This is a genomic window from Pseudomonas sp. BP11-1-1, assembly GCF_052112105.1.
Taxonomy (GTDB): Bacteria; Pseudomonadota; Gammaproteobacteria; order Pseudomonadales; family Pseudomonadaceae; genus Aquipseudomonas; species Aquipseudomonas alvandae.
Genome location: NZ_JAUTYU010000022.1, coordinates 31,546 through 54,229 on the forward strand (window position 1 = coordinate 31,546; position 22,684 = coordinate 54,229).

Annotated in this window: 14 protein-coding genes; 6 read left to right on the plus strand and 8 right to left on the minus strand. The window is 62.1% G+C overall.

The features are described from left to right. Positions 1-51: 51 nt before the first annotated feature. The 5 genes from Q7C33_RS25805 to Q7C33_RS25825 all read right to left on the minus strand — a co-directional run bounded on the left by Q7C33_RS25805 (position 52) and on the right by Q7C33_RS25825 (position 9,064). A complete protein-coding gene (locus tag Q7C33_RS25805) occupies positions 52-1,212 on the minus strand; it encodes a zinc-binding metallopeptidase family protein (RefSeq protein WP_030140884.1) in 1,161 nt (386 codons plus the stop codon). Between the two features lie 128 nt (positions 1,213-1,340). Then, entirely contained in the window at positions 1,341-3,698 is a 2,358-nt protein-coding gene (gene ligA / locus Q7C33_RS25810) for an NAD-dependent DNA ligase LigA (RefSeq protein WP_198797583.1), read from the minus strand. 114 nt (positions 3,699-3,812) lie between these two features. Beyond that, positions 3,813-4,658 (minus strand): cell division protein ZipA, encoded by an 846-nt coding sequence (gene zipA, locus Q7C33_RS25815; RefSeq protein ID WP_030140882.1) that lies wholly within the window; start codon positions 4,656-4,658, stop codon positions 3,813-3,815. A gap of 255 nt (positions 4,659-4,913) precedes the next feature. Further along, complete coding sequence (gene smc / locus Q7C33_RS25820) at positions 4,914-8,402, minus strand: chromosome segregation protein SMC (RefSeq protein WP_198797584.1); 3,489 nt, start codon at positions 8,400-8,402, stop codon at positions 4,914-4,916. 2 nt (positions 8,403-8,404) lie between these two features. Beyond that, entirely contained in the window at positions 8,405-9,064 is a 660-nt protein-coding gene (locus Q7C33_RS25825) for a GntR family transcriptional regulator (protein WP_030140880.1), read from the minus strand. A 369-nt stretch (positions 9,065-9,433) separates the two neighbouring features. Here Q7C33_RS25825 and xdhA point away from each other — a divergent pair, with 369 nt between their 5' ends. The 4 genes from xdhA to guaD all read left to right on the plus strand — a co-directional run bounded on the left by xdhA (position 9,434) and on the right by guaD (position 15,557). Beyond that, on the plus strand, positions 9,434-10,888 hold the full coding sequence (gene xdhA, locus Q7C33_RS25830; protein WP_407684353.1) for a xanthine dehydrogenase small subunit: 1,455 nt from the start codon (positions 9,434-9,436) through the stop codon (positions 10,886-10,888). Then, positions 10,881-13,280 (plus strand): xanthine dehydrogenase molybdopterin binding subunit, encoded by a 2,400-nt coding sequence (xdhB, locus tag Q7C33_RS25835; RefSeq protein ID WP_407684354.1) that lies wholly within the window; start codon positions 10,881-10,883, stop codon positions 13,278-13,280. Before xdhA ends, xdhB begins: the two co-directional genes overlap by 8 nt. A 114-nt stretch (positions 13,281-13,394) precedes the next feature. Continuing rightward, on the plus strand, positions 13,395-14,231 hold the full coding sequence (xdhC, locus tag Q7C33_RS25840) for a xanthine dehydrogenase accessory protein XdhC (RefSeq protein ID WP_407684355.1): 837 nt from the start codon (positions 13,395-13,397) through the stop codon (positions 14,229-14,231). A gap of 21 nt (positions 14,232-14,252) precedes the next feature. Then, on the plus strand, positions 14,253-15,557 hold the full coding sequence (gene guaD, locus Q7C33_RS25845; protein ID WP_407684356.1) for a guanine deaminase: 1,305 nt from the start codon (positions 14,253-14,255) through the stop codon (positions 15,555-15,557). 122 nt (positions 15,558-15,679) lie between these two features. Here guaD and Q7C33_RS25850 read toward each other — a convergent pair whose 3' ends face one another. Then, positions 15,680-16,444 carry a GntR family transcriptional regulator gene (locus tag Q7C33_RS25850; RefSeq protein WP_030140875.1) on the minus strand — a complete coding sequence of 255 codons (765 nt, stop codon included), beginning with the start codon at positions 16,442-16,444 and terminating at the stop codon, positions 15,680-15,682. 243 nt (positions 16,445-16,687) lie between these two features. On the opposite strand from Q7C33_RS25850, the gene Q7C33_RS25855 reads away from it, so the two are divergent. Further along, positions 16,688-17,878: a benzoate/H(+) symporter BenE family transporter gene (locus Q7C33_RS25855; protein WP_198797590.1), complete on the plus strand. Its 1,191-nt coding sequence runs from the start codon at positions 16,688-16,690 to the stop codon at positions 17,876-17,878. Between the two features lie 165 nt (positions 17,879-18,043). Here the strand turns inward: Q7C33_RS25855 and Q7C33_RS25860 are convergent, their stop codons facing one another. Continuing rightward, on the minus strand, positions 18,044-18,388 hold the full coding sequence (locus Q7C33_RS25860) for a YggL family protein (protein WP_039589030.1): 345 nt from the start codon (positions 18,386-18,388) through the stop codon (positions 18,044-18,046). A 233-nt stretch (positions 18,389-18,621) separates the two neighbouring features. On the opposite strand from Q7C33_RS25860, the gene dacB reads away from it, so the two are divergent. Next, positions 18,622-20,088 (plus strand): D-alanyl-D-alanine carboxypeptidase/D-alanyl-D-alanine endopeptidase, encoded by a 1,467-nt coding sequence (gene dacB / locus Q7C33_RS25865; RefSeq protein WP_334597200.1) that lies wholly within the window; start codon positions 18,622-18,624, stop codon positions 20,086-20,088. Between the two features lie 129 nt (positions 20,089-20,217). On the opposite strand, the gene Q7C33_RS25870 is transcribed toward dacB, so the two are convergent. Then, positions 20,218-22,602, minus strand: a complete 2,385-nt coding sequence (locus Q7C33_RS25870) for a sensor domain-containing diguanylate cyclase (protein ID WP_323155687.1) — start codon at positions 22,600-22,602, stop codon at positions 20,218-20,220. Positions 22,603-22,684: the final 82 nt, after the last annotated feature.

Below are 22,684 nucleotides of genomic sequence, written 5' to 3' on the forward strand. Positions count from 1 at the left end.
CGCGAAAGCGTCGGCACATTCAACGAGGATGCAGCCGGCCTCCACAGACACTTACAACAACACCTCATCCGCCCGACCGCCCTCCTCCTGGATCACCAGATGGATGAAATGCAGTTTGGTGATCACCGCAGCCGGCACGACGAACGGGTAGAAATCCGGCTGGCCCATGCTGCGCGACAGCTCGTTGAGCATGCCCGCCAGTTCGATCCAGGCGTTGACGAATGACAGGAACGCCGTGCCACCCGCATGCCCCGGGTCAAACAGGGTGTCGGGCGGGAACGGCTGATAGTCGAAATCCATTTCCCGCGCACTCATGCCGAAGCCCAGCGCCGTGTCCACCGCGTCCATCATGTGCAGGTAATGAGCCCAGGTCTCGGCCCAATCCTCCCAAGGATGCATGGTGGCGTAGGCACTGACGTAGTGGGTTTGCCAATCCAGCGGCGCACCTTGTTGGTAGTGCCGCTCCAAAGCTTCGGAATAACTGGCGCGTTCATCGCCGAACAACGCGCGAAACGGTTCCAGCCAATGACTGTTGGCAATCAACCGATCCCAATAGTAATGGCCGACCTCGTGGCGAAAGTGCCCGAGCAAGGTGCGATACGGCTCGTGCATCTGCTGGCGCACGTGCTCGCGATGAGCATCGTCGGCTTCTTTGATATCGAGCGTGATAAGCCCACTGGCGTGCCCGGTCGTCGGCGGTTTTCCGTCGGGATCGACGCCGATGAAATCGAAGGCCAGGCCGATGTTGTCGTCGACAGTCTTGGGAATGACCGGCAAGCCGAGGGTGATCAACTGCGCCACCAGACGGCGCTTGGCCGTTTCAACCTTGCCCCAGCGCTCGGGGTTTTCCGGGAGCGACAGGTCAGGAATCGTGCGGTTCAAGCTGCAGGCGATGCACAGCGTGTCTTGTCCGTTGGCGGGAAGCAGCCAGTTGCAGGCCGCAGGGGTATCGAGATTGGCGCAGCGGCGGAACAGCCCGGCCTGCGGGTCGGCATCCAATGTCCAGGTATCAGGCTGCTCGCCGGGCTGGAGGGACGATAGGCGACTCTGCTCCGGCTGGTAGCCCAGCGCCGCCAGGCAAGCCAGGCATTGGCTGTTGCGAAAGAACAATGACTGGCCGCAACGGCACGGCCAGACCTTGCTGTTGCGTGACCGGTCACCGAGGAACGGCGCGGCGATGCGCGAGCTCAATTGTTCGAAGAAGCGGTACATGGCGATCTCTCCCTGGAGCCTGCAAGACTAGATCACCTTAGGTTCATGATCGTTCCAAAACACTGGGTCATAGCGCCGATAAACCGTGGCGAGGGAGCTTGCTCCCTCACCACAAAAGCCGAGCGCCCTCAGACCGGGATGCCATGGCCCTTCAGAAAGTCGACAAACGCTTGTTCGTCGAGCACCTTGAGCCCCAGCTCATTAGCCTTGGTCAACTTCGACCCCGCCCCCGGCCCGGCCACCACGCAGTGGGTCTTTGCCGACACGGAACCAGCCACCTTGGCCCCCAGGCTCTCCAACTTGTCCTTGGCTATGTCGCGACTCATCAGCTCCAACGAACCGGTCAATACCCAGGTGTGCCCTGCTTCGGGCAAGCCTTCGACAACCTTTTTCTCGCTCAGCCAGTGCATGCCGAAATCCTGCAGTTGCTTCTCTGCGGCCAAGGCCTGCTCTCGATTGGCAGCGACAGCGAAGAACTCGCGCACGGCGTTGGCCTGTTTTTCCGGAAGCGCCTGGCGCATGTCCAGCCAGTCGGCGTTCATGACTGCTTCGAGGGAACCGAACTTGTCCGCCAGTTTCTGCGCGCCGCCCGGGCCGACTGAAGGAATGTGCAGCTTGTCGAGGAAGCCGCCCAGGGTCGTGCTGGCAGAGAACTCCGCGCCCAACTCGCCCTGATCCTGAATTTCCAAGCCATGGCGCAGCAGATCCTTGATGACCTGGCGATTGTGCGGGTCCTCAAAGAAGCTGTGGATCTCATGGGCGACCTCCAGCCCCACATCCGGCAGGTACGTCAGCACTTGGGGCAACGCCGCCTGCACGCGCTCCAGCGAACCGAGGGAGCGGGCCAGGACCTTGGCGGTCTCCTCGCCCACGTCCGGGATGCCGAGGGCGTAGATGAAGCGCGCCAGGCTCGGCTGCTTGCTGTCGACGATGGCCGCCAGCAAATTCTTGCTCGATAGCTCGGCGAAGCCTTCCAGGTCGACGACTTGCTCGAACGTCAGCGCATACAGGTCGGCAGGCGACCCCACCAGCCCTTCATCCACCAACTGCTCGACACTTTTTTCGCCCAGGCCTTCGATATCCATCGCCCGCCGCGAGACGAAATGGATGATCGCCTGCTTGAGTTGCGCGCCACAAGCCAGGCGACCGACGCAGCGGTACACCGCGCCTTCGCTGACGGTCTCACGTCCCTTGCTGCGCTTGATCAGTTGCGTACGTTCGACATGGGAACCGCAAACCGGACACAGCTGCGGCACCTCCACCGGGCGAGCATCGTCCGGACGGCGCTCGGTGACGACTTGCACCACCTGCGGGATCACGTCGCCGGCGCGGCGAATGATCACCGTGTCGCCGATCATCAGACCCAGGCGCGCCACTTCGTCCATGTTGTGCAACGTGGCATTGGCCACCGTCACGCCAGCCACCTTGACGGGTTTGAGCCGCGCCACGGGTGTGACAGCACCGGTACGGCCGACCTGGAACTCGACGTCGAGCAATTCGGTGAGTTCTTCGCTGGCGGGGAATTTATGGGCGATGGCCCAGCGCGGCTCGCGGGCACGAAAACCCAACTCGCGCTGGGAGGCGATGCTGTTGACCTTGAACACCACGCCGTCGATTTCGTAGGGCAGCGAATTGCGTCGCTCGCCGATGTCGCGGTAGTAATCCAGGCATTCGTCGATGCCGTGGGCCAGCTTCAGCTCACGGCTGATGGGCATGCCCCAGGCCTTGAGTTGCTTGAGGTTACCGATGTGGGTGTCGGCGATGTCCGATGTCACCTGGCCGATGCCATAGCAACAGAACTCAAGGGGACGGTTGGCCGTGATTCTCGAGTCGAGCTGGCGCAGGCTACCCGCCGCCGCATTACGCGGATTGGCGAACGTCTTGCCGCCCGCTTCCAGTTGCGTGGCATTGAGGCGCTCGAAACCGGCCTTGGACATGTACACCTCGCCGCGCACTTCCAGCACCGGCGGCCAACCGCTGCCCTGCAGCTTGAGGGGAATATTGCGCACCGTGCGCACGTTGACGCTGATGTCCTCGCCCGTGGTGCCGTCACCGCGCGTGGCACCGCGCACCAACATGCCGTCCTGGTACAACAGGCTGACCGCCAAACCATCGAGCTTCGGTTCACAACTGTATTCCACCGCCGCACCGCCGCCGAGCAAATCGCCCAGGGGCAGGTCAAGGCCTTCTGTCACGCGCCGATCGAATTCACGCAGGGTGGTTTCGTCGAACGCGTTGCCCAGGCTGAGCATCGGGATCTCATGCCGCACCTGGCTGAACGCCGACAGCGCCATGCTGCCGACTCGCTGGGTCGGGGAGTCGCTGGTCACCAGTTCCGGGTGCTGCTCTTCCAGGGCCTTGAGTTCGTGGAACAGGCGGTCGTATTCGGCGTCCGGGATGCTCGGTTCATCGAGTACATGGTAACGATAGTTATGCTGATCCAGCTCGGCGCGCAGCTCTAGGATGCGGGTTTCAACGGCGTTCATGGTGTTCTCTCATAAAGCAAAAGAGCAGCCTGGGCTGCTCATTCTCAATACTTAGGTCGCTGCGGGCCCCGTAGGAGCCGTAGGAGCTGCCGTAGGAGCCAGCGATCTTTGGCCTCAGCGCTTCTGGGTCAGCGCCCGGCGCTCGAATTCGACGATGCGCTGGCGGTAATGCTCGATCGTCTGGGCGGTCAGCACGCTGCGCTGGTCATCCTTCAATTCACCGTTGAGCTCCTGGGACAGCTTGCGCGCCGCAGCGACCATCACGTCAAAGGCCTGCTTGGGATGGCGAGGGCCTGGCAAGCCGAGGAAGAAGCTCACCGCCGGGGTGCTGAAGTGGTCGATGTCGTCGAGGTCGAACACCCCAGGCTTGACCGCGTTGGCCATAGAGAACAACACCTCGCCATTGCCGGCCATGCTTTCGTGGCGATGGAAAATGTCCATTTCGCCAAAGCGCAGGCCGCTCTCGAGGATGTTCTGCAGCAGCGCCGGGCCCTTGAAGCCGGCCGGGTCGCGGCAGATCACGCTGATCACCAGCACTTCTTCGGCCTGGGCCTGTTCCTTGTCGGCGCTGGAAGGCTTGCTCTCGTCCGGGAAATCGCCATCACGGCTGCTGAAGCCCGGGCCGCCATCCAAGTCCAGGTTCAGGTTCAAATCGCCCTGGGAAGGCTCGCTGTTGCGCTTGCCGCGCTTGGAACCCGACTCTCGTGGCTCACGTGCAGGCGCGCTCATCGACGGCAGGTCATGCTCGTCCAGCTGCGGCTCCTTGTGGGTGTCGAGCACCCTGGGCGGGCCAAGCAGTTCGGCGCTGTCATCTTCATCCGGCAGGTTCGACAGGCTGCGATCCAGGCGAAACTTGAGTTTCCCCTTGCCGCCGCGCATGCGACGCCAGCCGTCGAAAAGAATACCGGCAATGACAATGATGCCGATGACGATCAGCCACTCGCGCAGACCGATTTCCATGTAATCCCGTGCCTCTATAAAAATGCTGAAAAATAAGGGGCTTAGCTATTTGCAAACCGCTTTAAAACGTGGCGCCAACTCTATGTTCTGAATGGCGTTTTGCCCACGCACACGAAAAATTGACATTAAACTAGCACGACCAAAGACAACTTTACACCGTCTGTCGCATAGGCTTGTGCCCAATCTGTGAATTGAACATCAGCCCCAAGGGTAAAAACACCTACGGCGTTCGAAGTAGAAGCCCTACAACCTTGTTCAGGCGTCCACCATGGCCATGGCCTCCTCCACATCCACCGCCACCAGTCGCGAACAACCTGGCTCATGCATGGTCACCCCCATCAGTTGATCAGCCATCTCCATGGCGATCTTGTTGTGGGTGATGTAGATGAACTGCACTGTTTCAGACATCTCCTTCACCAGCCGTGCGTAACGGCCTACGTTGGCGTCGTCCAACGGCGCGTCGACTTCGTCGAGCATGCAGAACGGCGCCGGGTTCAGTTTGAAAATGGCAAAGACCAGGGCCAGTGCCGTCAGCGCTTTTTCACCGCCGGAGAGCAAATGAATGGTGCTGTTCTTCTTGCCGGGAGGACGCGCCATGATTGTCACCCCAGTATCGAGTAGATCTTCGCCCGTCAGTTCCAAATAGGCGCTGCCGCCACCGAAAACTTTTGGGAAAAGTGCCTGCAAACCGCCATTGATCTGATCAAAGGTATCCTTGAAGCGGTTGCGGGTTTCCTTGTCGATCTTGCGGATGACGTTTTCCAGGGTCTCCAGCGCCTCCACCAGATCGTCGTTCTGGGCATCCAGGTAGCGCTTGCGCTCGGACTGCTGCTGGTATTCGTCGATTGCGGCCAGGTTGATCGCGCCCAGGCGCTGGATGCGCTGGGCAATGCGCTCAAGCTCTTCCTCGGCGTCCTTCTCGTTCGCCCCCGCCACCAGGGTCGCGAGTACGCCGTTGAGGTCGTAGCCGTCCTCCAGCAGTTGGTCCTGCAAGGCCTTGCGGCGCACGGTCAGGGCTTGCCACTCCATGCGTTGCTGTTCCATCTGGCCACGGATCAGTTGCGATTGCTGCTCGGCCTGGCTGCGGCGCTTCTCGGCATCGCGCAATTCGCGGTCGGCGTCTTCCAGGGCGATCTGCGCGGTCTTGAGCTCTTCGTCGACGCTCATGCGTTTGTCGAGCAATTCTTCAAGCTTGAGGCGCAGCTCTTCCAGCGGCGCCTCGCCCTCCTCCAGGTTGAGGCTCAACTGTTCGCGCTTTTCAGTCAGGCGCTCGGACTGCATTTCCAGGCGCTCCAAGGCCTGGCGGGTGGAATCGTATTGCGCCTTGAGCGAGCCCAGGCGTACCGCCAGTTGATGAGCATGATCCTTGTGCTGGCGCGCTTCCTGGCGCACGCGGTCGAGGCGTTCGCGCAGGCTGTCGCGCTGGGCCAGCAGTAATTCACGCTGCTCGGTATCCAGCGCCATCGCATCAAGGGCTTCCTGCAATTGCAGGCGCGCCTCGCCGATCTGCTCGTGTTCCAGCGCCCGCTGCTCGCCCAACTCGGCGATTTCTTCGTCCAGACGGGTGCGGCGCAGGGCCAATTGTTCGACCTTGGCCTTGCCGGCGGACAGCTGCGCCTTGAGTTCGCCCTGCTGGCGCGCTTCGTCCTGTAACAGCCGACGCAAATGTTCGCGACCGTTTTCCTGTTGACGCTGTTGCGCCCGCAGGTTCTGCAATTCGGTTTCCAGCGCTTCGACGCTGGCCTCGCGCTCTTCGCGCTCGGCGCCCAGGCGCTGGATTTCCTGGCCGCGGGCGAGCATGCCACTCTCCGCTTCGCTGGCCCGGCGCACACGCAGGAAATGCCGGCCGACCCAATACCCGTCACGACTGATCAGGCTTTCGCCGGCCGCCAATTGCCCACGCAAGGCCAAGGCCTGTTCCAGGCTGTCCACTGGCTTGACCTGCCCCAGCCAGGGCGACAGATCGACCTGGGCCTCGACTTTGTCCAACAGGCTGCCCGGCACCCGCACGCCGTCGCCGGCCGGGCTGAGCAGGCGCAGATCGCCTTGGCTGAAGCCGGAAAGGTCGAAGCCGGCGAAATCATCGACCAGCACCGCTTGCAGGTCGGCACCCAGTACGGTTTCCACCGCCAACTCCCAACCGGCATCGACCTTCAACCCTTCGGCCAGGCGCGGACGCTCGGCCAGATGCTGGTCGCGCAGCCATTCGGCAGTGCCGGTGCCCGGGTCCAACGCTGCCTGTTGCAAGGCTTCCAACGAGGCCAGGCGGCCGTTGAGGCGCTGCAATTCGCCCTGGGCCTGTTGCTGGTTCTGCAGGGCCAGTTGCAAGGCTTGGCGCAGTTGTTCGAGGCGTTCGACCTGGGCGTCTTCGCTGGCCTGCAAGTCTTCGAGCGTGGCTTCGCTGGTGGCGAGTTGCTCGCCCAGCTCCAGGATGGCGGCGTCCTCCGGGTCTGCCGCGAGCAATGCACGCTCTTCGGACTGACGCCGTTGACGCTCGGCCAGGCGCTCCATGCTGGTTTCCAATTGCTGGATGCGCGACTGCTGGACTTCAGCCTGGCGCCGTGGCTCGGCGGAGGTCAGGTTGAAGCTGTCCCACTGCTCCTGCCAGCCGTGCATGGTCAGCTCGGCTTCCTCCAACGCTGCGGCCGCCTCTTCGGCGGCGGCGCTGGTGAGTTCCTGCTCCGGGGTGAGCCGTTCCAGTTCTTCGCCAAGGGTCAGCAACAAGGTGCGGTCGTGGCCCAGGTGCGATTCGGTTTCCAGGCGCGCGCGCTCGGCTTCCTTCAAATCATCCTGCAACTGGCGCAAGCGTTGCTGACCATGCTGGATGCTTTGTTCGACCCGGGCAATGTCACCGCCCACCGAATAGAAACGCCCTTGCACCAGATTGAAGCGTTCGGACAGTTCGTGGTGCCCATCGCGCAGGCGCTCGATGGCGGCATCGGCGTTGCGTTGTTCGGCCACCAGCGCTTCGAAACTGACTTCCTGGTTGCCAATGATCGCCTCGCGCTGGCCAACCTGCTCGTCCAACGCCTGCCAGCGCAGGGCCGATAGCTGGGCCTTGAGCTGGCGCTCCTCGCCTTTGTATTCCTGGTATTTCTTCGCGGCTTCGGCCTGGCGGTGCAGGCGTTCGAGTTGGCGCTCGAGTTCTTCGCGAAGGTCGGTCAGGCGGGCGAGGTTTTCGTGGGTTCGACGGATGCGGTTTTCGGTCTCGCGGCGCCGCTCCTTGTACTTGGAGATTCCGGCGGCTTCCTCGATGAAATTGCGCAGGTCCTCGGGCTTGGCCTCGATCAGCTTGGAGATCATGCCCTGTTCGATGATCGAATAGCTGCGCGGGCCCAGGCCGGTACCCAGGAAGATGTCGGTAATGTCCCGACGTCGGCACTTGGCGCCGTTGAGGAAATAACTGTTCTGGCTGTCGCGGGTCACTTTGCGCCGAATGGAAATTTCCGCGTAGGCCGCGTACTCGCCAATCAGCGTGCCGTCAGAGTTATCGAACACCAGCTCGATGCTCGCCTGGCTCACCGGCTTGCGACTGGTGGAGCCATTGAAGATGACGTCAGTCATCGACTCGCCGCGCAAGTTCTTGGCCGAGCTTTCGCCCATCACCCAGCGCACCGCATCGATGATGTTCGACTTGCCGCAGCCATTGGGCCCGACCACTGCCGCCATGTTGCTGGGGAAGTTCACCGTGGTCGGATCGACGAAGGATTTGAACCCCGCCAGCTTGATGCACTTGAGGCGCATGTTCAGGCCTTCGTCAGGGCTGAAACCACCAGATCGCAACTGCGCTGGGCGTAGGCCGTCAGCACGATGCGGATCTGCGGCAAATCACGGGCCAGCACGGCGACGAGCAGGCGCTGGAACAGGTCGAGGAATTCGCTCATTTCAGCCTTGCGCTGCTCCAGGGCCAGGAAGTAGGCGCGGCTCATGGCCGGCTGCAGGTTCTCGACGGTTTCCTGCAAGTATGGATTGTTGGCAAAGGGATACGCGGCGCGCATCACGCTGAAGCTTTCATCGACGAAGGTGCGGATGTCCTGACGCGCGTAGGCGTCGTTGAGGCGCTGCTGGATCGCGACGAACGGTGCCATGTCGGCCTGTTCTTTCCAACCATGGGCCACGGCGTTGCCCAGCAGGATGTACAGCTCGCTCATCAGCGCACAGAGGCTACGCACGTTGTGTTCGGTCAACTCGGTGACATGCGCCCCACGGCGCGGCAGGATCGCGATCAAATGGCGTCGCTCCAGGATCAGCAAGGCCTCACGGACCGAACCACGGCTGACATTGAGCGCCAGCGTGACCTTCTGCTCCTGGATGCGCTCTCCCGGCTTCATTTCGCCGCGAATGATGCGCTCGGCGAGATGGTGGGCGATTTGCTCGGCGAGGCTGTCCGGGGCCTTGAACGTCATGGTTGTCCTTCAAACTCTTAGATCTGCACAAGCGGCGCAGTGTAGCGCACTCGATACGTCATGGCGCAGGGCCTGCACCGGGTTTTTGGCACGATATAAGCAAAAAAGTTAAGGAGTTTGCCCTGAAGCGAAACCCGTGGGAGCGAGCTTGCTCGCGATAGCGGTCTGTCAGCTTGCATCCATACTGAATGTATCGCCGCCATCGCGAGCAAGCTCGGCTCCCACAGGGTTCTACAGTGTCCATAGATCGTTGTTCATCGACCGAATGGATTTTCTTGACCCTTAAGTCAGAAAATCATTGACCGAAAAGTCAGAACTGCTAAATTCAGCCCACGTCGATACAACAATAATGAATCTGCGAGGCCTTCCGTGATCCAGTTTTTACTCAACCAGGAACTCCGTAGCGAGCATGCCCTGGACCCGAACCTGACCGTGCTCGACTATCTGCGCGAACACGTTGGTAAACCCGGCACCAAGGAAGGCTGCGCCAGCGGCGACTGCGGTGCGTGCACGGTGGTGGTGGCCGAATTGGACACGGATGCGAATGGCCGCGAATGCGTTCGCTATCGCAGCCTCAATTCATGCCTGACATTCGTCTCGTCCCTGCACGGCAAGCAACTGATCAGCGTCGAAGACCTCAAGCACAACGGCCAACTGCACAGCGTCCAGCAGGCGATGGTCGATTGCCATGGTTCGCAATGCGGTTTCTGCACGCCGGGCTTCGTCATGTCGCTGTTCGCCCTGCAGAAGAACAGCGAGCAAGCCGACGCTCACAAGGCCCACGAAGCCCTGGCCGGCAACCTGTGCCGCTGCACAGGCTACCGGCCGATCCTGGCGGCCGCCGAGCAGGCCTGTTGCGGCAAGCAGCCAGATCAGTTCGACGCCCGTGAGGCCGAGACCATTGCCCGCCTGAAAGCCATCGCGCCGACCGAAACCGGCGAACTCAACAGCGGCGACAAGCGCTGCCTGGTGCCGCTGACCGTGGCGGACCTGGCCGATCTCTACGACGCCTATCCGCAAGCGCGGCTGCTGGCCGGCGGCACCGACCTGGCCCTGGAAGTCACGCAATTTCATCGCACCCTGCCGGTGATGATCTACGTCGGCAACGTCGCCGAACTCAAGCGCATCGAGCGTTTCGACGATCGCCTGGAAATCGGCGCCGCCACCCCGCTTTCCGATTGCTACGAAGCCTTGCAAGCCGAATACCCGGATTTCGGCGAATTGCTCCAGCGCTTCGCCTCGTTGCAGATCCGCAACCAGGGCACCCTGGGCGGTAACATCGGCAACGCCTCGCCGATTGGCGACTCGCCGCCCCTGCTGATCGCCCTCGGCGCGCAGATTATCCTGTGCAAAGGCCAGGTCCGTCGCTCCCTGGCCCTGGAAGACTATTTTCTCGATTACCGGGTCACCGCCCGGCAGGAAAGCGAATTCATCGAAAAAATCATCGTGCCCCGGGCCAGCGCCGAGCAGGCGTTCCGCGCCTACAAGGTTTCCAAACGGCTGGACGATGACATTTCCGCCGTCTGTGGGGCATTCAATCTGCGCATCGAAAACGGTGTAGTCCAGGACGCTCGCGTCGCCTTCGGCGGCATGGCCGCCACACCCAAGCGCGCCAAGCATTGCGAAGCCGTCTTGATCGGTGCGCCATGGAAAAACAGCACCGTCGAACGCGCCTGTCTCGCCCTGGCAGAGGACTTCACGCCGCTCTCGGACTTCCGCGCCAGCAAGGAATACCGCCTGCTCAGCGCCCGCAACCTGCTGCGCAAATACTTCATCGAACTGCAAACCCCGCACATCGAGACTCGGGTGACCGCTTATGTCTAATCATCACGCCGTAGAGAAGAGCCAAGCTGAACTCGCGGAGCTGTTCGCCCGCGACCTGACGACCGGCGTGGGCCGCAGCGTCAAGCACGACAGCGCTGCCAAGCACGTGTCTGGCGAGGCGCAGTACATCGATGACCGCCTGGAATTCCCGAACCAGTTGCACGTCTATGCGCGGCTGTCGGACCGCGCCCACGCGCGAATCCTGCGCATCGACACCGCGCCCTGCTACGCCTTCGAAGGCGTGCGCATCGCCATTACCCACCAGGACATTCCCGGCCTGAAGGACATCGGCCCGTTGCTGCCCGGCGACCCGCTGCTGGCGATCGATGACGTGCAGTTCGTCGGCCAACCGGTGCTGGCCGTCGCGGCCAAGGACCTTGAGACCGCACGCAAGGCGGCCATGGCCGCGATCATCGAATACGAAGACCTCGAACCGGTGCTGGACGTGGTCGAGGCGCTGCGCAAGCGGCACTTCGTGCTCGACAGCCACACCCACCAGCGCGGTGATTCAACCACCGCATTGGCGAGTGCCGAGCATCGCATCCAGGGCTCGCTGCACATCGGCGGCCAGGAGCACTTTTACCTGGAAACCCAGATTTCTTCGGTGATGCCGACTGAAGACGGCGGCATGATCGTCTACTGCTCGACCCAGAACCCCACCGAAGTGCAGAAGCTGGTGGCCGAAGTGCTCGGTGTGTCGATGAATAAGGTCGTGGTCGACATGCGCCGCATGGGCGGCGGCTTTGGCGGCAAGGAAACCCAGGCCGCCAGCCCGGCGTGCCTGTGCGCGGTCATCGCGCACCTCACCGGCCAGCCCACCAAGATGCGCCTGCCCCGGGTCGAAGACATGCTGATGACCGGCAAGCGCCACCCCTTCTACATCGAATATGACGTCGGCTTCGACAGCACCGGGCGCCTGCATGGCATCGCTCTTGAATTGGCCGGCAACTGTGGCTGCTCGCCGGACCTGTCGGCCTCGATCGTCGACCGGGCGATGTTCCATGCCGACAACGCCTACTACCTGGGCGACGCGACCATCAACGGCCATCGCTGCAAGACCAACACCGCGTCAAACACCGCCTACCGGGGTTTCGGCGGCCCCCAAGGCATGGTCGCCATCGAAGAAGTGATGGACGCCATCGCCCGCCACCTGGGGCTCGATCCGCTGGCGGTGCGCAAGGCCAACTATTACGGCAAGACCGAGCGCAACGTCACGCATTACTACCAGACCGTCGAGCACAACATGCTCGAAGAGATGACCGCCGAGCTTGAACAAAGCAGCCAATACGCCGAGCGCCGCGAAGCGATCCGCCGCTACAACGCCAACAGCCCGATCCTGAAGAAAGGCCTGGCGCTGACGCCGGTGAAGTTCGGCATTTCGTTCACCGCCAGCTTCCTCAACCAGGCCGGCGCGTTGATCCACGTGTACACCGACGGCAGCATCCACCTCAACCATGGCGGCACGGAAATGGGCCAGGGCTTGAACACCAAGGTCGCACAGGTAGTGGCCGAGGTGTTCCAGGTGGAAATGGACCGTGTGCAGATCACCGCGACCAACACCGACAAGGTGCCGAACACCTCGCCGACCGCGGCCTCGAGCGGTGCCGACCTGAACGGCAAGGCTGCGCAGAATGCCGCCGAAACCATCAAGCGGCGCATGGTGGAATTCGCCGCGCGGCAGTACAAGGTCAGTGAAGAAGACGTGGAATTCCACAACGGCCACGTGCGGGTGCGCGATCACATCCTGACCTTCGAGGCGCTGGTGCAACAGGCGTATTTCGCCCAGGTCTCGCTGTCGAGCACCGGCTTCTACAAGACCCCGAAAATCTACTACGACCGCAGCCAGGCCCGTGGTCGGCCGTTCTATTACTACGCCTACGGCGCGGCGTGTGCCGAAGTGATCGTCGACACCCTCACCGGCGAGTACAAGATGCTGCGCACCGACATCCTCCACGACGTCGGCGCCTCGCTGAACCCGGCCATCGACATCGGCCAGGTCGAGGGCGGTTTCATCCAGGGCATGGGCTGGCTGACCATGGAAGAGCTGGTGTGGAACGACAAGGGCAAGCTGATGACCAACGGCCCGGCCAGCTACAAGATCCCCGCCGTCGCTGACATGCCTTTGGATTTGCGGGTCAAGTTGGTGGAAAACCGCAAGAACCCCGAAGACACGGTATTCCACTCCAAGGCCGTCGGCGAGCCGCCGTTCATGCTCGGCATCGCCGCGTGGTGCGCCATCAAGGACGCCGTGGCGAGCCTCGGGGATTACCAGCATCAACCGAAGATCGACGCGCCGGCGACGCCGGAGCGGGTGTTGTGGGGGTGTGAGCAGATGCGCGGGTTGAGGGTGGTGCAGGTAGGGGAAGCTGAAACCGAGTTGGCTTCGCTTTAGACCGCGGCGCTGCTATCGCGAGCAAGCTCGCTCCCACAGGGGACCGCAATCCAATGTGGGAGCGAGCTTGCTCGCGAAAGCGGCCGGACAGATAAGAGAGATGTCGAGGTGAATATGTACAACTGGATCAGCGCCCTCGCCGACCTGCAGACCCGCGGTGAATCCTGCGTGCTGGTGACAATCATCGAGGAGCTCGGCTCCACCCCGCGCAACGCCGGTTCGAAGATGGTCATCAGCGCCAGCCAGGCGTTCGACACCATTGGTGGCGGACACTTGGAATACAAGGCCATGGAGATCGCTCGGCGGATGCTCGTCAACGGCCAGCAGAACACCCATCTGGAGCGCTTCAGCCTCGGCGCCAGCCTGGGCCAATGCTGCGGCGGCGTGACCGTGCTGTTGTTCGAACCCATGGGCCAGGTCCAGGCGCAGATCGCCGTGTTCGGCGCCGGCCACGTCGGCCGCGCCCTGGTGCCGTTGCTGGCGAGCCTGCCGTGCCGGGTGCGCTGGATCGACTCGCGGGAAGCCGAGTTTCCCGAACACCTGCCCCAAGGCGTGCGCAAAATCGTCACCGAAGACCCGCTGGATGAAGTCGACGAGTTGCCCCCCGGCAGCTACTGCATCGTCATGACCCACAATCACCAGATCGACCTGGAACTGAGCGCCGCGATCCTCAAGCGCAACGACTTTGCCTACTTCGGCCTGATCGGCTCGAAGACCAAGCGGGTCAAGTTCGAACACCGCCTGCGGGATCGCGGCTTCGACAGCGGCACCCTGCAACGCATGCGTTGCCCGATGGGCATCGGCGAAGTCAAAGGCAAGTTGCCTGTGGAAATCGCCATCTCCATCGCTGGCGAAATCATCGCCACCTATAACGCGGATTTCGGCCAGCACACCTCACGCGCCGAACCGATTGCCAAGTTGCTGCCGGTTTCGCGCCGCAGCCAGCGTTAATCTTTTTTAACGAGACAAACCATGCCCCTGACACGCAAAGCCTACCGCGCCGCCCTGCTCCACAGTCTCGCCGACCCGGCCGAGGTGGGCATCGAGGCGTCCCATGAGTATTTCGAAGACGGCCTGCTGGTGGTGGAAAACGGCCAGATCAGTGCCATCGGCCACGCCAGCGACCTGCTGCCGACCCTGGCGGCGGACATCGAGATCACGCATTACCAGGACGCGCTGATCACCCCGGGCTTCATCGACACCCACATCCATCTGCCGCAAACCGGCATGGTCGGCGCGTATGGAGAGCAACTGCTGGATTGGCTCAACACCTACACCTTCCCCTGCGAAAGCCAATTCGCCGACAAGGCCCATGCCGAGACAGTGGCGGATATTTTCATCAAGGAACTGCTGCGCAACGGCACCACCAGCGCCCTGGTGTTCGGCAGCGTGCACCCGCAATCGGTGAACGCGTTTTTTGAAGTGGCCGAGAAACTCGACCTGCGGATGATCGCCGGCAAAGTGATGATGGATCGCAACGCCCCCGACTATCTGGTCGACACCGCCGAATCCAGCTACACCGAGAGCAAGGCGCTGATCGAGCGCTGGCACGGCAAGGGCCGCCTGCACTACGCCGTGACCCCGCGCTTCGCACCGACCAGCACCCCGGAACAACTGAGCCTGGCCGGCCAATTGCTCAGCGAATACCCGGACCTGTACATGCAGACCCACATCAGTGAAAACCTGCAGGAAGTGCAATGGGTCAAGGAGCTGTTCCCGGAGCGCAAGGGTTATCTGGACGTCTACGACCACTACCAACTGCTCGGCGAACGCTCGGTGTTCGCCCACGGCGTGCACCTGTGCGACGACGAGTGCGCGCGCCTGGCGCAGACCGGTTCGGCCATTGCCTTCTGCCCGACCTCGAACCTGTTCCTGGGCAGCGGGCTGTTCAACCTGCCGATGGCGGAGAAGCACAAGGTGAACGTAGGGTTGGGCACGGACGTGGGCGGTGGCACCAGTTTTTCGCTGCTGCACACCTTGAACGAAGCCTACAAGGTCATGCAGTTGCAAGGCGCGCGGCTGAGTCCGTTCAAGTCGCTGTACCTGGCCACCCTCGGCGGCGCCCGGGCCTTGCGCCTGGAGGAAAAGATCGGGACGTTGCAGCCAGGAACCGATGCGGATTTCCTGGTGCTGGACTACAACGCGACGCCGCTGTTGAGCTATCGCCTCAAGCAGGCCAAGGACATTGCCGAGCGGTTGTTCGTGTTGATGACGCTGGGGGATGACCGGACGGTCGCGCAGACTTATGCGGCTGGGAGGTTGGTTCACCAGCGATAAAACTTCAGCGCATGTTGGATCGCCATCGCAAGCAAGCTCGCTCCCACAGGGGATATGTGTTGTTCACACTAACCCTGTGGGAGCGAGCTTGCTCGCGATTGGCGGTATGACTGATTCAACCCTCAGAGCTTGGCAGGCGTACGCCCCGGCTTCTTGCTCTGCAACAGATGCGAGAACACCGCGTGCAAGTCATCCGACGCGCTTTCCTCGTCGAGGTTGAGTTTGCTGTCGATGTGGTCCATGTGGTGCATCATCAGGTCCACCGCCAGCTTGGCGTCGCGGGCCTCGATGGCGTCGATCAGTTGGGTGTGTTCGTCATAGGAACAGTGGGATCGATTGCCGCTTTCATACTGGGCGATGATCAATGAAGTCTGGGATACCAGGCTGCGCTGGAAGCTGATCAGCGGGGCATTCTTCGCCGCCTCGGCCAGCTTCAAGTGGAACTCGCCCGACAAGCGGATGCCGGCGCCACGATCGCCGCGGGAGAAACTGTCGCGCTCGTCGCTGACCATCTGCCGCAGCTCGGCAAGCTGCTCGGCGGTGGCGTGCTGGACCGCCAGTTCCGTGATCGCCTTCTCCACCATGCGCCGGGCGAAGAACACCTGGCGTGCCTCTTCGACACTCGGGCTGGCGACGACCGCGCCGCGATTGGGCCGCAACAGCACCACGCCTTCATGGGCCAGGCGTGACAGCGCACGGCGAATGATGGTGCGGCTCACCCCGAAAATCTCCCCAAGTGCCTCTTCGCTCAATTTGGTACCGGGCGCCAGGCGCTGCTCGAGGATGGCCTCGAAAATGTGCGCATAGACAATATCGTCCTGGGTTCCGCTGCGGCCGGCTTTGCCTGCTCGCGGTTGTTTCTTGAGGGGCTGCAACTGTTCGTTCATGGGCACTCGAGTCGGGAGAACTGCGGCGATTTAACCGTGACTGTAATACGGCACAGCGGGTCGCTGGCAAGTATCGCGTAAAAAACACGGCGATTGTACACAACCTCTGATGGCAACACGACTGTACGGCTCTTTGCGGACATGGCTGTATTGCAATCGACCACGGTGTTGAGTTTAGGCTTAAACCACGAAACCCGTGGCCCATCAAGGCCAGCCAATCTACAACAAGGAACACCGCCCACCATGACCGAAGTCACGACCGCGCCACTTCGTCCCTTGGCCGATACATCGCCCTCGGCCATCGTCGCCGGCTTCATCGCCATGATGACGGGCTACACCAGTTCCCTGGTGCTGATGTTCCAGGCTGGGCAAGCGGCGGGCCTGACCAGCGGGCAGATTTCCTCGTGGATCTGGGCGATTTCCATCGGCATGGCCGTGTGCTCCATCGGCCTTTCGCTGCGCTATCGCACCCCGATTACCATTGCCTGGTCGACTCCCGGCGCGGCGTTGCTGATCACCAGCCTGGGCGGCGTGAGTTATGGCGAGGCCATCGGTGCCTATATAACGTGCGCGGCGTTGGTGACAATCTGCGGCCTGACCGGCAGTTTCGAGCGCCTGGTCAAGCGCATTCCGGCCTCGCTGGCGGCGGCGTTGCTGGCGGGCATCCTGTTCAAGATCGGCAGCGAAATCTTTGTCGCCACCCAGCACCGCACCGGCCTGGTGCTGGGCATGTTCTTCACCTACCTGATCGTCAAGCGCCTCTCGCCGCGTTACGCGGTGCTGGCGGCGCTGCTGGTCGGCACCGCGCTGTCGGGCCTGTTGGGACTTTTGGATTTCAGCGGTTTCGCCCTGGAAGTCGCGACACCGGTCTGGACCACGCCGCACTTTTCCCTGGCGGCCACCATCAGCATCGGCATCCCGCTGTTCGTCGTGGCAATGACCTCGCAGAACATGCCTGGCATTGCCGTGCTACGCGCCGATGGCTACAACGTACCGGCGTCGCCGTTGATCACCAGCACCGGCGTCGCCTCGCTGCTGCTGGCGCCGTTCGGCTCCCACGGGATCAACCTGGCGGCGATCAGCGCAGCGATCTGCACCGGGCCGCACGCCCATGAAGATCGCAACAAGCGCTACACGGCCGCCGTGTGGTGCGGGATTTTCTATGGGATTGCCGGAGTGTTCGGCGCAACGCTGGCCGCACTGTTCGCGGCATTGCCCAAGGAACTGGTGCTGTCCATCGCGGCCCTGGCGCTGTTCGGGTCGATCATCAATGGGCTGAGCATCGCCATGAGCGAAGTGAAGGAACGGGAGGCGGCGCTGGTCACTTTCATGGTCACGGCGTCGGGGCTGACGCTGTTTTCCATCGGTTCGGCGTTCTGGGGGATTGTGGCGGGGGTGTTGACGTTGCTGATCCTGAACTGGCGCAACGCCTGAAACTTAAAAGCTTCGCGGGCAAGCCCGCTCCCACAGTGGATATGTGTCGTTCATATCACCTCTGTGGGAGCGGGCTTGCTCGCGAAGGCGGCCTGGCAAGCGCCGCACAAATGGCAGGCACAAAAAAACCGGCACCTGTAAAGGTCGCCGGTTTTTTTTACACCATCAAGCCTTCGGGTTGATCGGCTTTTCCGGGTACCACACGTCCAGCAACGGGCTGACTTCAACGCTGGTCAGCTCAGGACGGGCCTTGAGCCAGGCTTCAACGGCAGCGCGCTGCTCTTCGGTCACCGAGCCACGCTTCTGCAGGCAAACCAGGCCGTAGTCGTCACCGCCGACATAACCCAGGCCGTTGGCTTCCATGGCTTCTTTCAGGAAAGCGTCGAGGAAAGCGTCAATAGCCTCATCGGCCAGATCTTCTTTGAAATCCAGGTTCAGTTCGAAACCCAGCTCTTGAAATTCATCCACGCACAGCTTTTTGCGCAGACGCTGGGAACGGTTAGTCGCCATTGGAACAATCCTCATAAGTAATAACGGCCGGCACTTTACCAGTTTGGTGCGTCGATTGCCCGACTCATCGGGCATGTCGCGCTACCGCCGGTAAAAAAATACCGCTTCGACGGGCTTGGGCACGGCACAAGCCGTTGCGCCTTGGGGCATAATGCCGAACTTTCATGACCGTTGAGGGCGTTCATTTTCATGTCCTCGTCTTTTTCCCCCTCGCCTGCAGGGTTTTACTTCACATGATCAAATCTTTGCGTCCATTGCTCCTGGCCAGCCTTCTTCTTCCCCTGGCCCTTCCTGTCACCACCCACGCCGCCACCATCAACACCGCCCTGTCGCCGAATGTGCAAAAGGCCCTCAAGAACAGCAAGCTGCAAGACAACGCCCTGTCCCTGGTCATGGTGCCGCTCGATGGCCCTGGCACCCCGACGCTGTACAACGCCGATGTCTCCGTGAACCCGGCGTCCACCATGAAATTGGTCACGACCTACGCTGCTTTGGAGATGCTCGGGCCGAACCACCAGTGGAAAACCGAGTTCTACACCGACGGGACCCTCAGCGGCGGGATCCTCAACGGCAACCTGTACCTCAAGGGTGGCGGCGATCCCAAGCTGAACATGGAAAAACTCTGGCTGTTGATGCGCGACCTGCGGGCCAACGGCGTGCAGCAGGTGACCGGCGACCTGGTGCTGGATCGGAGTTTTTTCATCCAGCCACAATTGCCCGAGTTCAACGACGACGGCAACGACGAGAACAAACCCTTCCTGGTCAAGCCCGACTCGCTGCTGGTCAACCTCAAGGCCCTGCGCTTCGTCGCCCGCAACGACGGCGGCCGGGTGCTGGTATCGGTCGAGCCGCCGATTGCCAGCATCCGCATCGAAAACGTGGTCAAGGCCGCCAATGGCAAGCAGTGCGCCGGCGGCGTTCGCTACAACCCGGTGGCGAACGCCGATGGCAGCATGACCGTCACCGTCAGTGGCCAACTCGGCGATGGATGCAGCTCCCAGACCTACCTGTCATTGCTCGATCACGCCACCTATACCGCTGGTGCCGTGCGGGCGATCTGGAAAGAACTGGGCGGCAGCATCCAGGGCAACGATCGCCTGGCCGCGACCCCGGGCAACGCCAAGTTGCTCGCCCGGGCCTTCTCGCCAGACCTGGCGGAGATCATCCGCGACATCAACAAATACAGTAACAACACCATGGCCCAGCAACTGTTCCTCAGCCTCGGTGCGCAGTTTCGCAACGAGGCCGACGGCGACGACGCCAAGGCTGCACAGCGGGTCGTACGCCAGTGGCTGGCCAAGAAAGGCATTACCGCGCCGCACCTGGTGATGGAAAACGGCTCGGGCCTGTCCCGCGCTGAACGGGTCAGTGCCCGGGAAATGGCGGCGATGCTGCAAGCGGCATGGCACAGCCCCTATGCGGCGGAGTTCGTCAGCTCGATGCCCATCGCCGGCACCGACGGCACCATGCGCAAGCGCCTCAAGACCACCGCCATGGCCGGCGAAGCCCACATCAAGACCGGCACGCTGAACACCGTCCGCGCCATCGCCGGCTTCAGCCGCGACATCAATGGCAACACCTGGGCGGTCGTGGCGATCCTCAACGATCCGAAGCCATGGGGTGCCTCTTCGGTGCTGGACCAGGTATTGCTTGACCTGTATCGCCAGCCGAAGCTCCCGCAGGCGGCTTCGGTGCTCTGAGCCGGGACGACAGAGATCAAGTGTGGGAGCGAGCTTGCTCGCGATTCGGTAGGTCAGCACACATCGATGCTGAATGAAATACCGCTTTCGCGAGCAAGCTCGCTCCCACAGTGGTTAGCGTAAAAGGCACTATCCCAACGGCGCCTCGACCCGATCGCGCCCGGCCTGCTTGGCCGCATAGACCCCCGAGTCAGCTCGTAGCAGCAGCGCATCGGCGCCTTCGCCGGGACGGAGGCTGGCGACGCCAAAACTCGCAGTGATGACCCCCACCTCCTCGATCGGCGCCCCGCGCAGGCCGTCCCACAATCCCACGGCCAGCGCGTAGGCGCTTTCACCGTCGGTGTCCGGGCACAACACCACGAACTCTTCCCCGCCCAGCCGGCAGAACACATCGGTGCGTCGCAGTCGCTGGGTGATGCGCTCGCAGACCGCTTGCAAGACTCGGTCGCCCATCGCGTGCCCATATTGATCGTTGATGCGTTTGAAATGATCAATGTCGAGCATGATGACTGCCATTTCCCCGGAGCCGCGCTCGACCCGGGCCAACTCCGAGGTCAGCCGCTCCTGGAAATAACGCCGGTTGCGAATCCCGGTCAGGGTGTCGGTCACGGACAGAGCCCGCAGCTCTTCTTCCACACGCTTGAGATCGGAAATATCCGAAATATAACCGTGCCACAGCACCCCGCCGCCCGGCAGTTGCTCGGGCGTTGCCTCGCCGCGGACCCAACGCAGGCCCCGCAGTGGCAACTGCACCCGATACTCTTCGCGCCATGGGCTCAGGGTATCGGCCGAGGTGCGGATCGACGCGCGAACCCGCGCACTGTCCAAGGGATGAATGCGGGAAAAAATCGCTTCGGCGTGCCGCACCAGCACGTCCGGCTCCAGTTCGTAGATATCGCGGATGCCATCGCTGGCGTAGATCACACTGAAGCTGCCGTTGAAATCCATCTTGAACTGATAGATGCCGCCGGGAACATGGGCGCTGAGTTTCTTCAACAACAGATCCCTGGCGGCCAATGCTTCGTGGACGCGCTTGCGCTCGGTGACGTCGATGCAGATCGCCAGGTGCCCGACCCAAAGCCCCTGGTCGTCCAGCACCGGAGTCGCCAGCATGTTCACCGTCAGATAGCTGCCGTCGCGGCGTACGAGCGTCCACTCCCGCGCCTGCTGGCCACCCTGCTCGCCGCCTTCCAGCAACATGGCGTGGCAGGTGGGGATCGGTTTGCCAAAGCGAGCGGCGAGCTGGGCTGCCCGCTCCTGCAGCTCGCGCGGGACATGGAGGCTTTCCAGGGTCATGCTCTGCAAGACATCGCAGCTCTGATAACCGAGCATCTGCTCGGCACCGGCATTGAAAGTGGTGATGACACCGCGCAAATCCGTGGCAATGATCGCAACCTGTGTCGCGGCGTCGAGCACGCCCCTCAACTGGCCATGGGTCCCGCGCAATTCCGTTTCCCGGGCCCGCAGTTCCTGGGTCCGTTGCTCCACCAGCGCCAGGGCCCGTTGCCGCTGGCTGACCAGCGTGTAGAACAAGACACTGAGCATCAGGCTGAGTAACCCGCCCAGCACCGTCAGGCTCATCACGCTGGAATGATTGCTCGACAGGAACAAGTGGCTGGGTCGCAGCTCAACCCGGAAGTCACGATCGGCCAGGCGCAACAGCCGGGTCGCCGACAACTCGCTTTTGCCCGGGCGGTCAGGGCTTTCGTACAGCATTTCTTGATGATCGTCGCTGGACAGGTCCAGCACCCGCATCGACAAGTTGTCATGACCGGAATCCGGCAGGCCATCAGACATCAGTTGGCGCATGCTGACCGCAGCCACGACGAAACCCAACAGTTCACTTCCGGAATGCCGCACCACTGGCGCGGCCAGCATGATTCCCCTGGAAAAGATCGGATCGACGCCGACCAGGTCCAGGGGCTTGGACACTGTCATGGCGTTACGTTCGCGGGCCCGTTCCAGCGTGGCGCGGCGGGTGGGTTGGTAAAGCAGATCCAGGCCCAGCGGTGCGCCATAGGAGGGCTGGCCCTGGACGTACAGCACCGGTACGTATTCGTCCCGCTCGGGGGCCTCGCGCAGCAGGCCCGCCTCGTCCGGCTCACGAATGGTAAACGTACCGGAGACTTCGGCGCGCGCCTGGTGCTCGAATGCCTGCCGCTCGTCCCGAAGCACCCGGGGCGCCCAGGCGAAGGCCCGGGTATGGCGCAGCATGGCTTCGGTGTAGCCATGGAATTCGGTGTTGGAAACCCCATCGGAGTTGGCGAAGAAACGCCTCAGGCTGTCGAGGCGTTGGACCTGGTCCTGGAAGCGCTCTTCGATGCGGCTGTAGCGCTCGTCGACTTGCAGCGCGAAACGTTGGCGCAGTTGCTGATTGAACAGATTCAACGTGCCCCAGGCCAACAAGCCGGTCAGCAAGCCCCCCGCCACCAGGACCAGTGAAGCCACCAGCCACGCTGAAACATCTTCGCTGATAAAACCCAGGATCCTGGGACGCACCGGATGTAATGCCATACCCATAACTCAGAAAAGGACCAGGCATTTTGAACCGCCCCGATCACAGCTAAGTTATAGCTATTTGCCACTATTTTAGCCA

Bases quoted from the DNA above. Each gene is read 5' to 3' on its own strand.
- zipA (WP_030140882.1), bottom strand. From the start codon at position 4,658: ATGGAAATCGGTCTGCGCGAGTGGCTGATCGTCATCGGCATCATTGTC.
- guaD (WP_407684356.1), top strand. From the start codon at position 14,253: ATGCCCCTGACACGCAAAGCCTACCGCGCCGCCCTGCTCCACAGTCTC.
- xdhB (WP_407684354.1), top strand. From the start codon at position 10,881: ATGTCTAATCATCACGCCGTAGAGAAGAGCCAAGCTGAACTCGCGGAG.
- Q7C33_RS25870 (WP_323155687.1), bottom strand. From the start codon at position 22,602: ATGGCATTACATCCGGTGCGTCCCAGGATCCTGGGTTTTATCAGCGAA.
- Q7C33_RS25850 (WP_030140875.1), bottom strand. From the start codon at position 16,444: ATGAACGAACAGTTGCAGCCCCTCAAGAAACAACCGCGAGCAGGCAAA.
- Q7C33_RS25825 (WP_030140880.1), bottom strand. From the start codon at position 9,064: ATGACGTTCAAGGCCCCGGACAGCCTCGCCGAGCAAATCGCCCACCAT.
- Q7C33_RS25855 (WP_198797590.1), top strand. From the start codon at position 16,688: ATGACCGAAGTCACGACCGCGCCACTTCGTCCCTTGGCCGATACATCG.
- smc (WP_198797584.1), bottom strand. From the start codon at position 8,402: ATGCGCCTCAAGTGCATCAAGCTGGCGGGGTTCAAATCCTTCGTCGAT.
- dacB (WP_334597200.1), top strand. From the start codon at position 18,622: ATGATCAAATCTTTGCGTCCATTGCTCCTGGCCAGCCTTCTTCTTCCC.
- Q7C33_RS25805 (WP_030140884.1), bottom strand. From the start codon at position 1,212: ATGTACCGCTTCTTCGAACAATTGAGCTCGCGCATCGCCGCGCCGTTC.
- Q7C33_RS25860 (WP_039589030.1), bottom strand. From the start codon at position 18,388: ATGGCGACTAACCGTTCCCAGCGTCTGCGCAAAAAGCTGTGCGTGGAT.
- xdhC (WP_407684355.1), top strand. From the start codon at position 13,395: ATGTACAACTGGATCAGCGCCCTCGCCGACCTGCAGACCCGCGGTGAA.
- ligA (WP_198797583.1), bottom strand. From the start codon at position 3,698: ATGAACGCCGTTGAAACCCGCATCCTAGAGCTGCGCGCCGAGCTGGAT.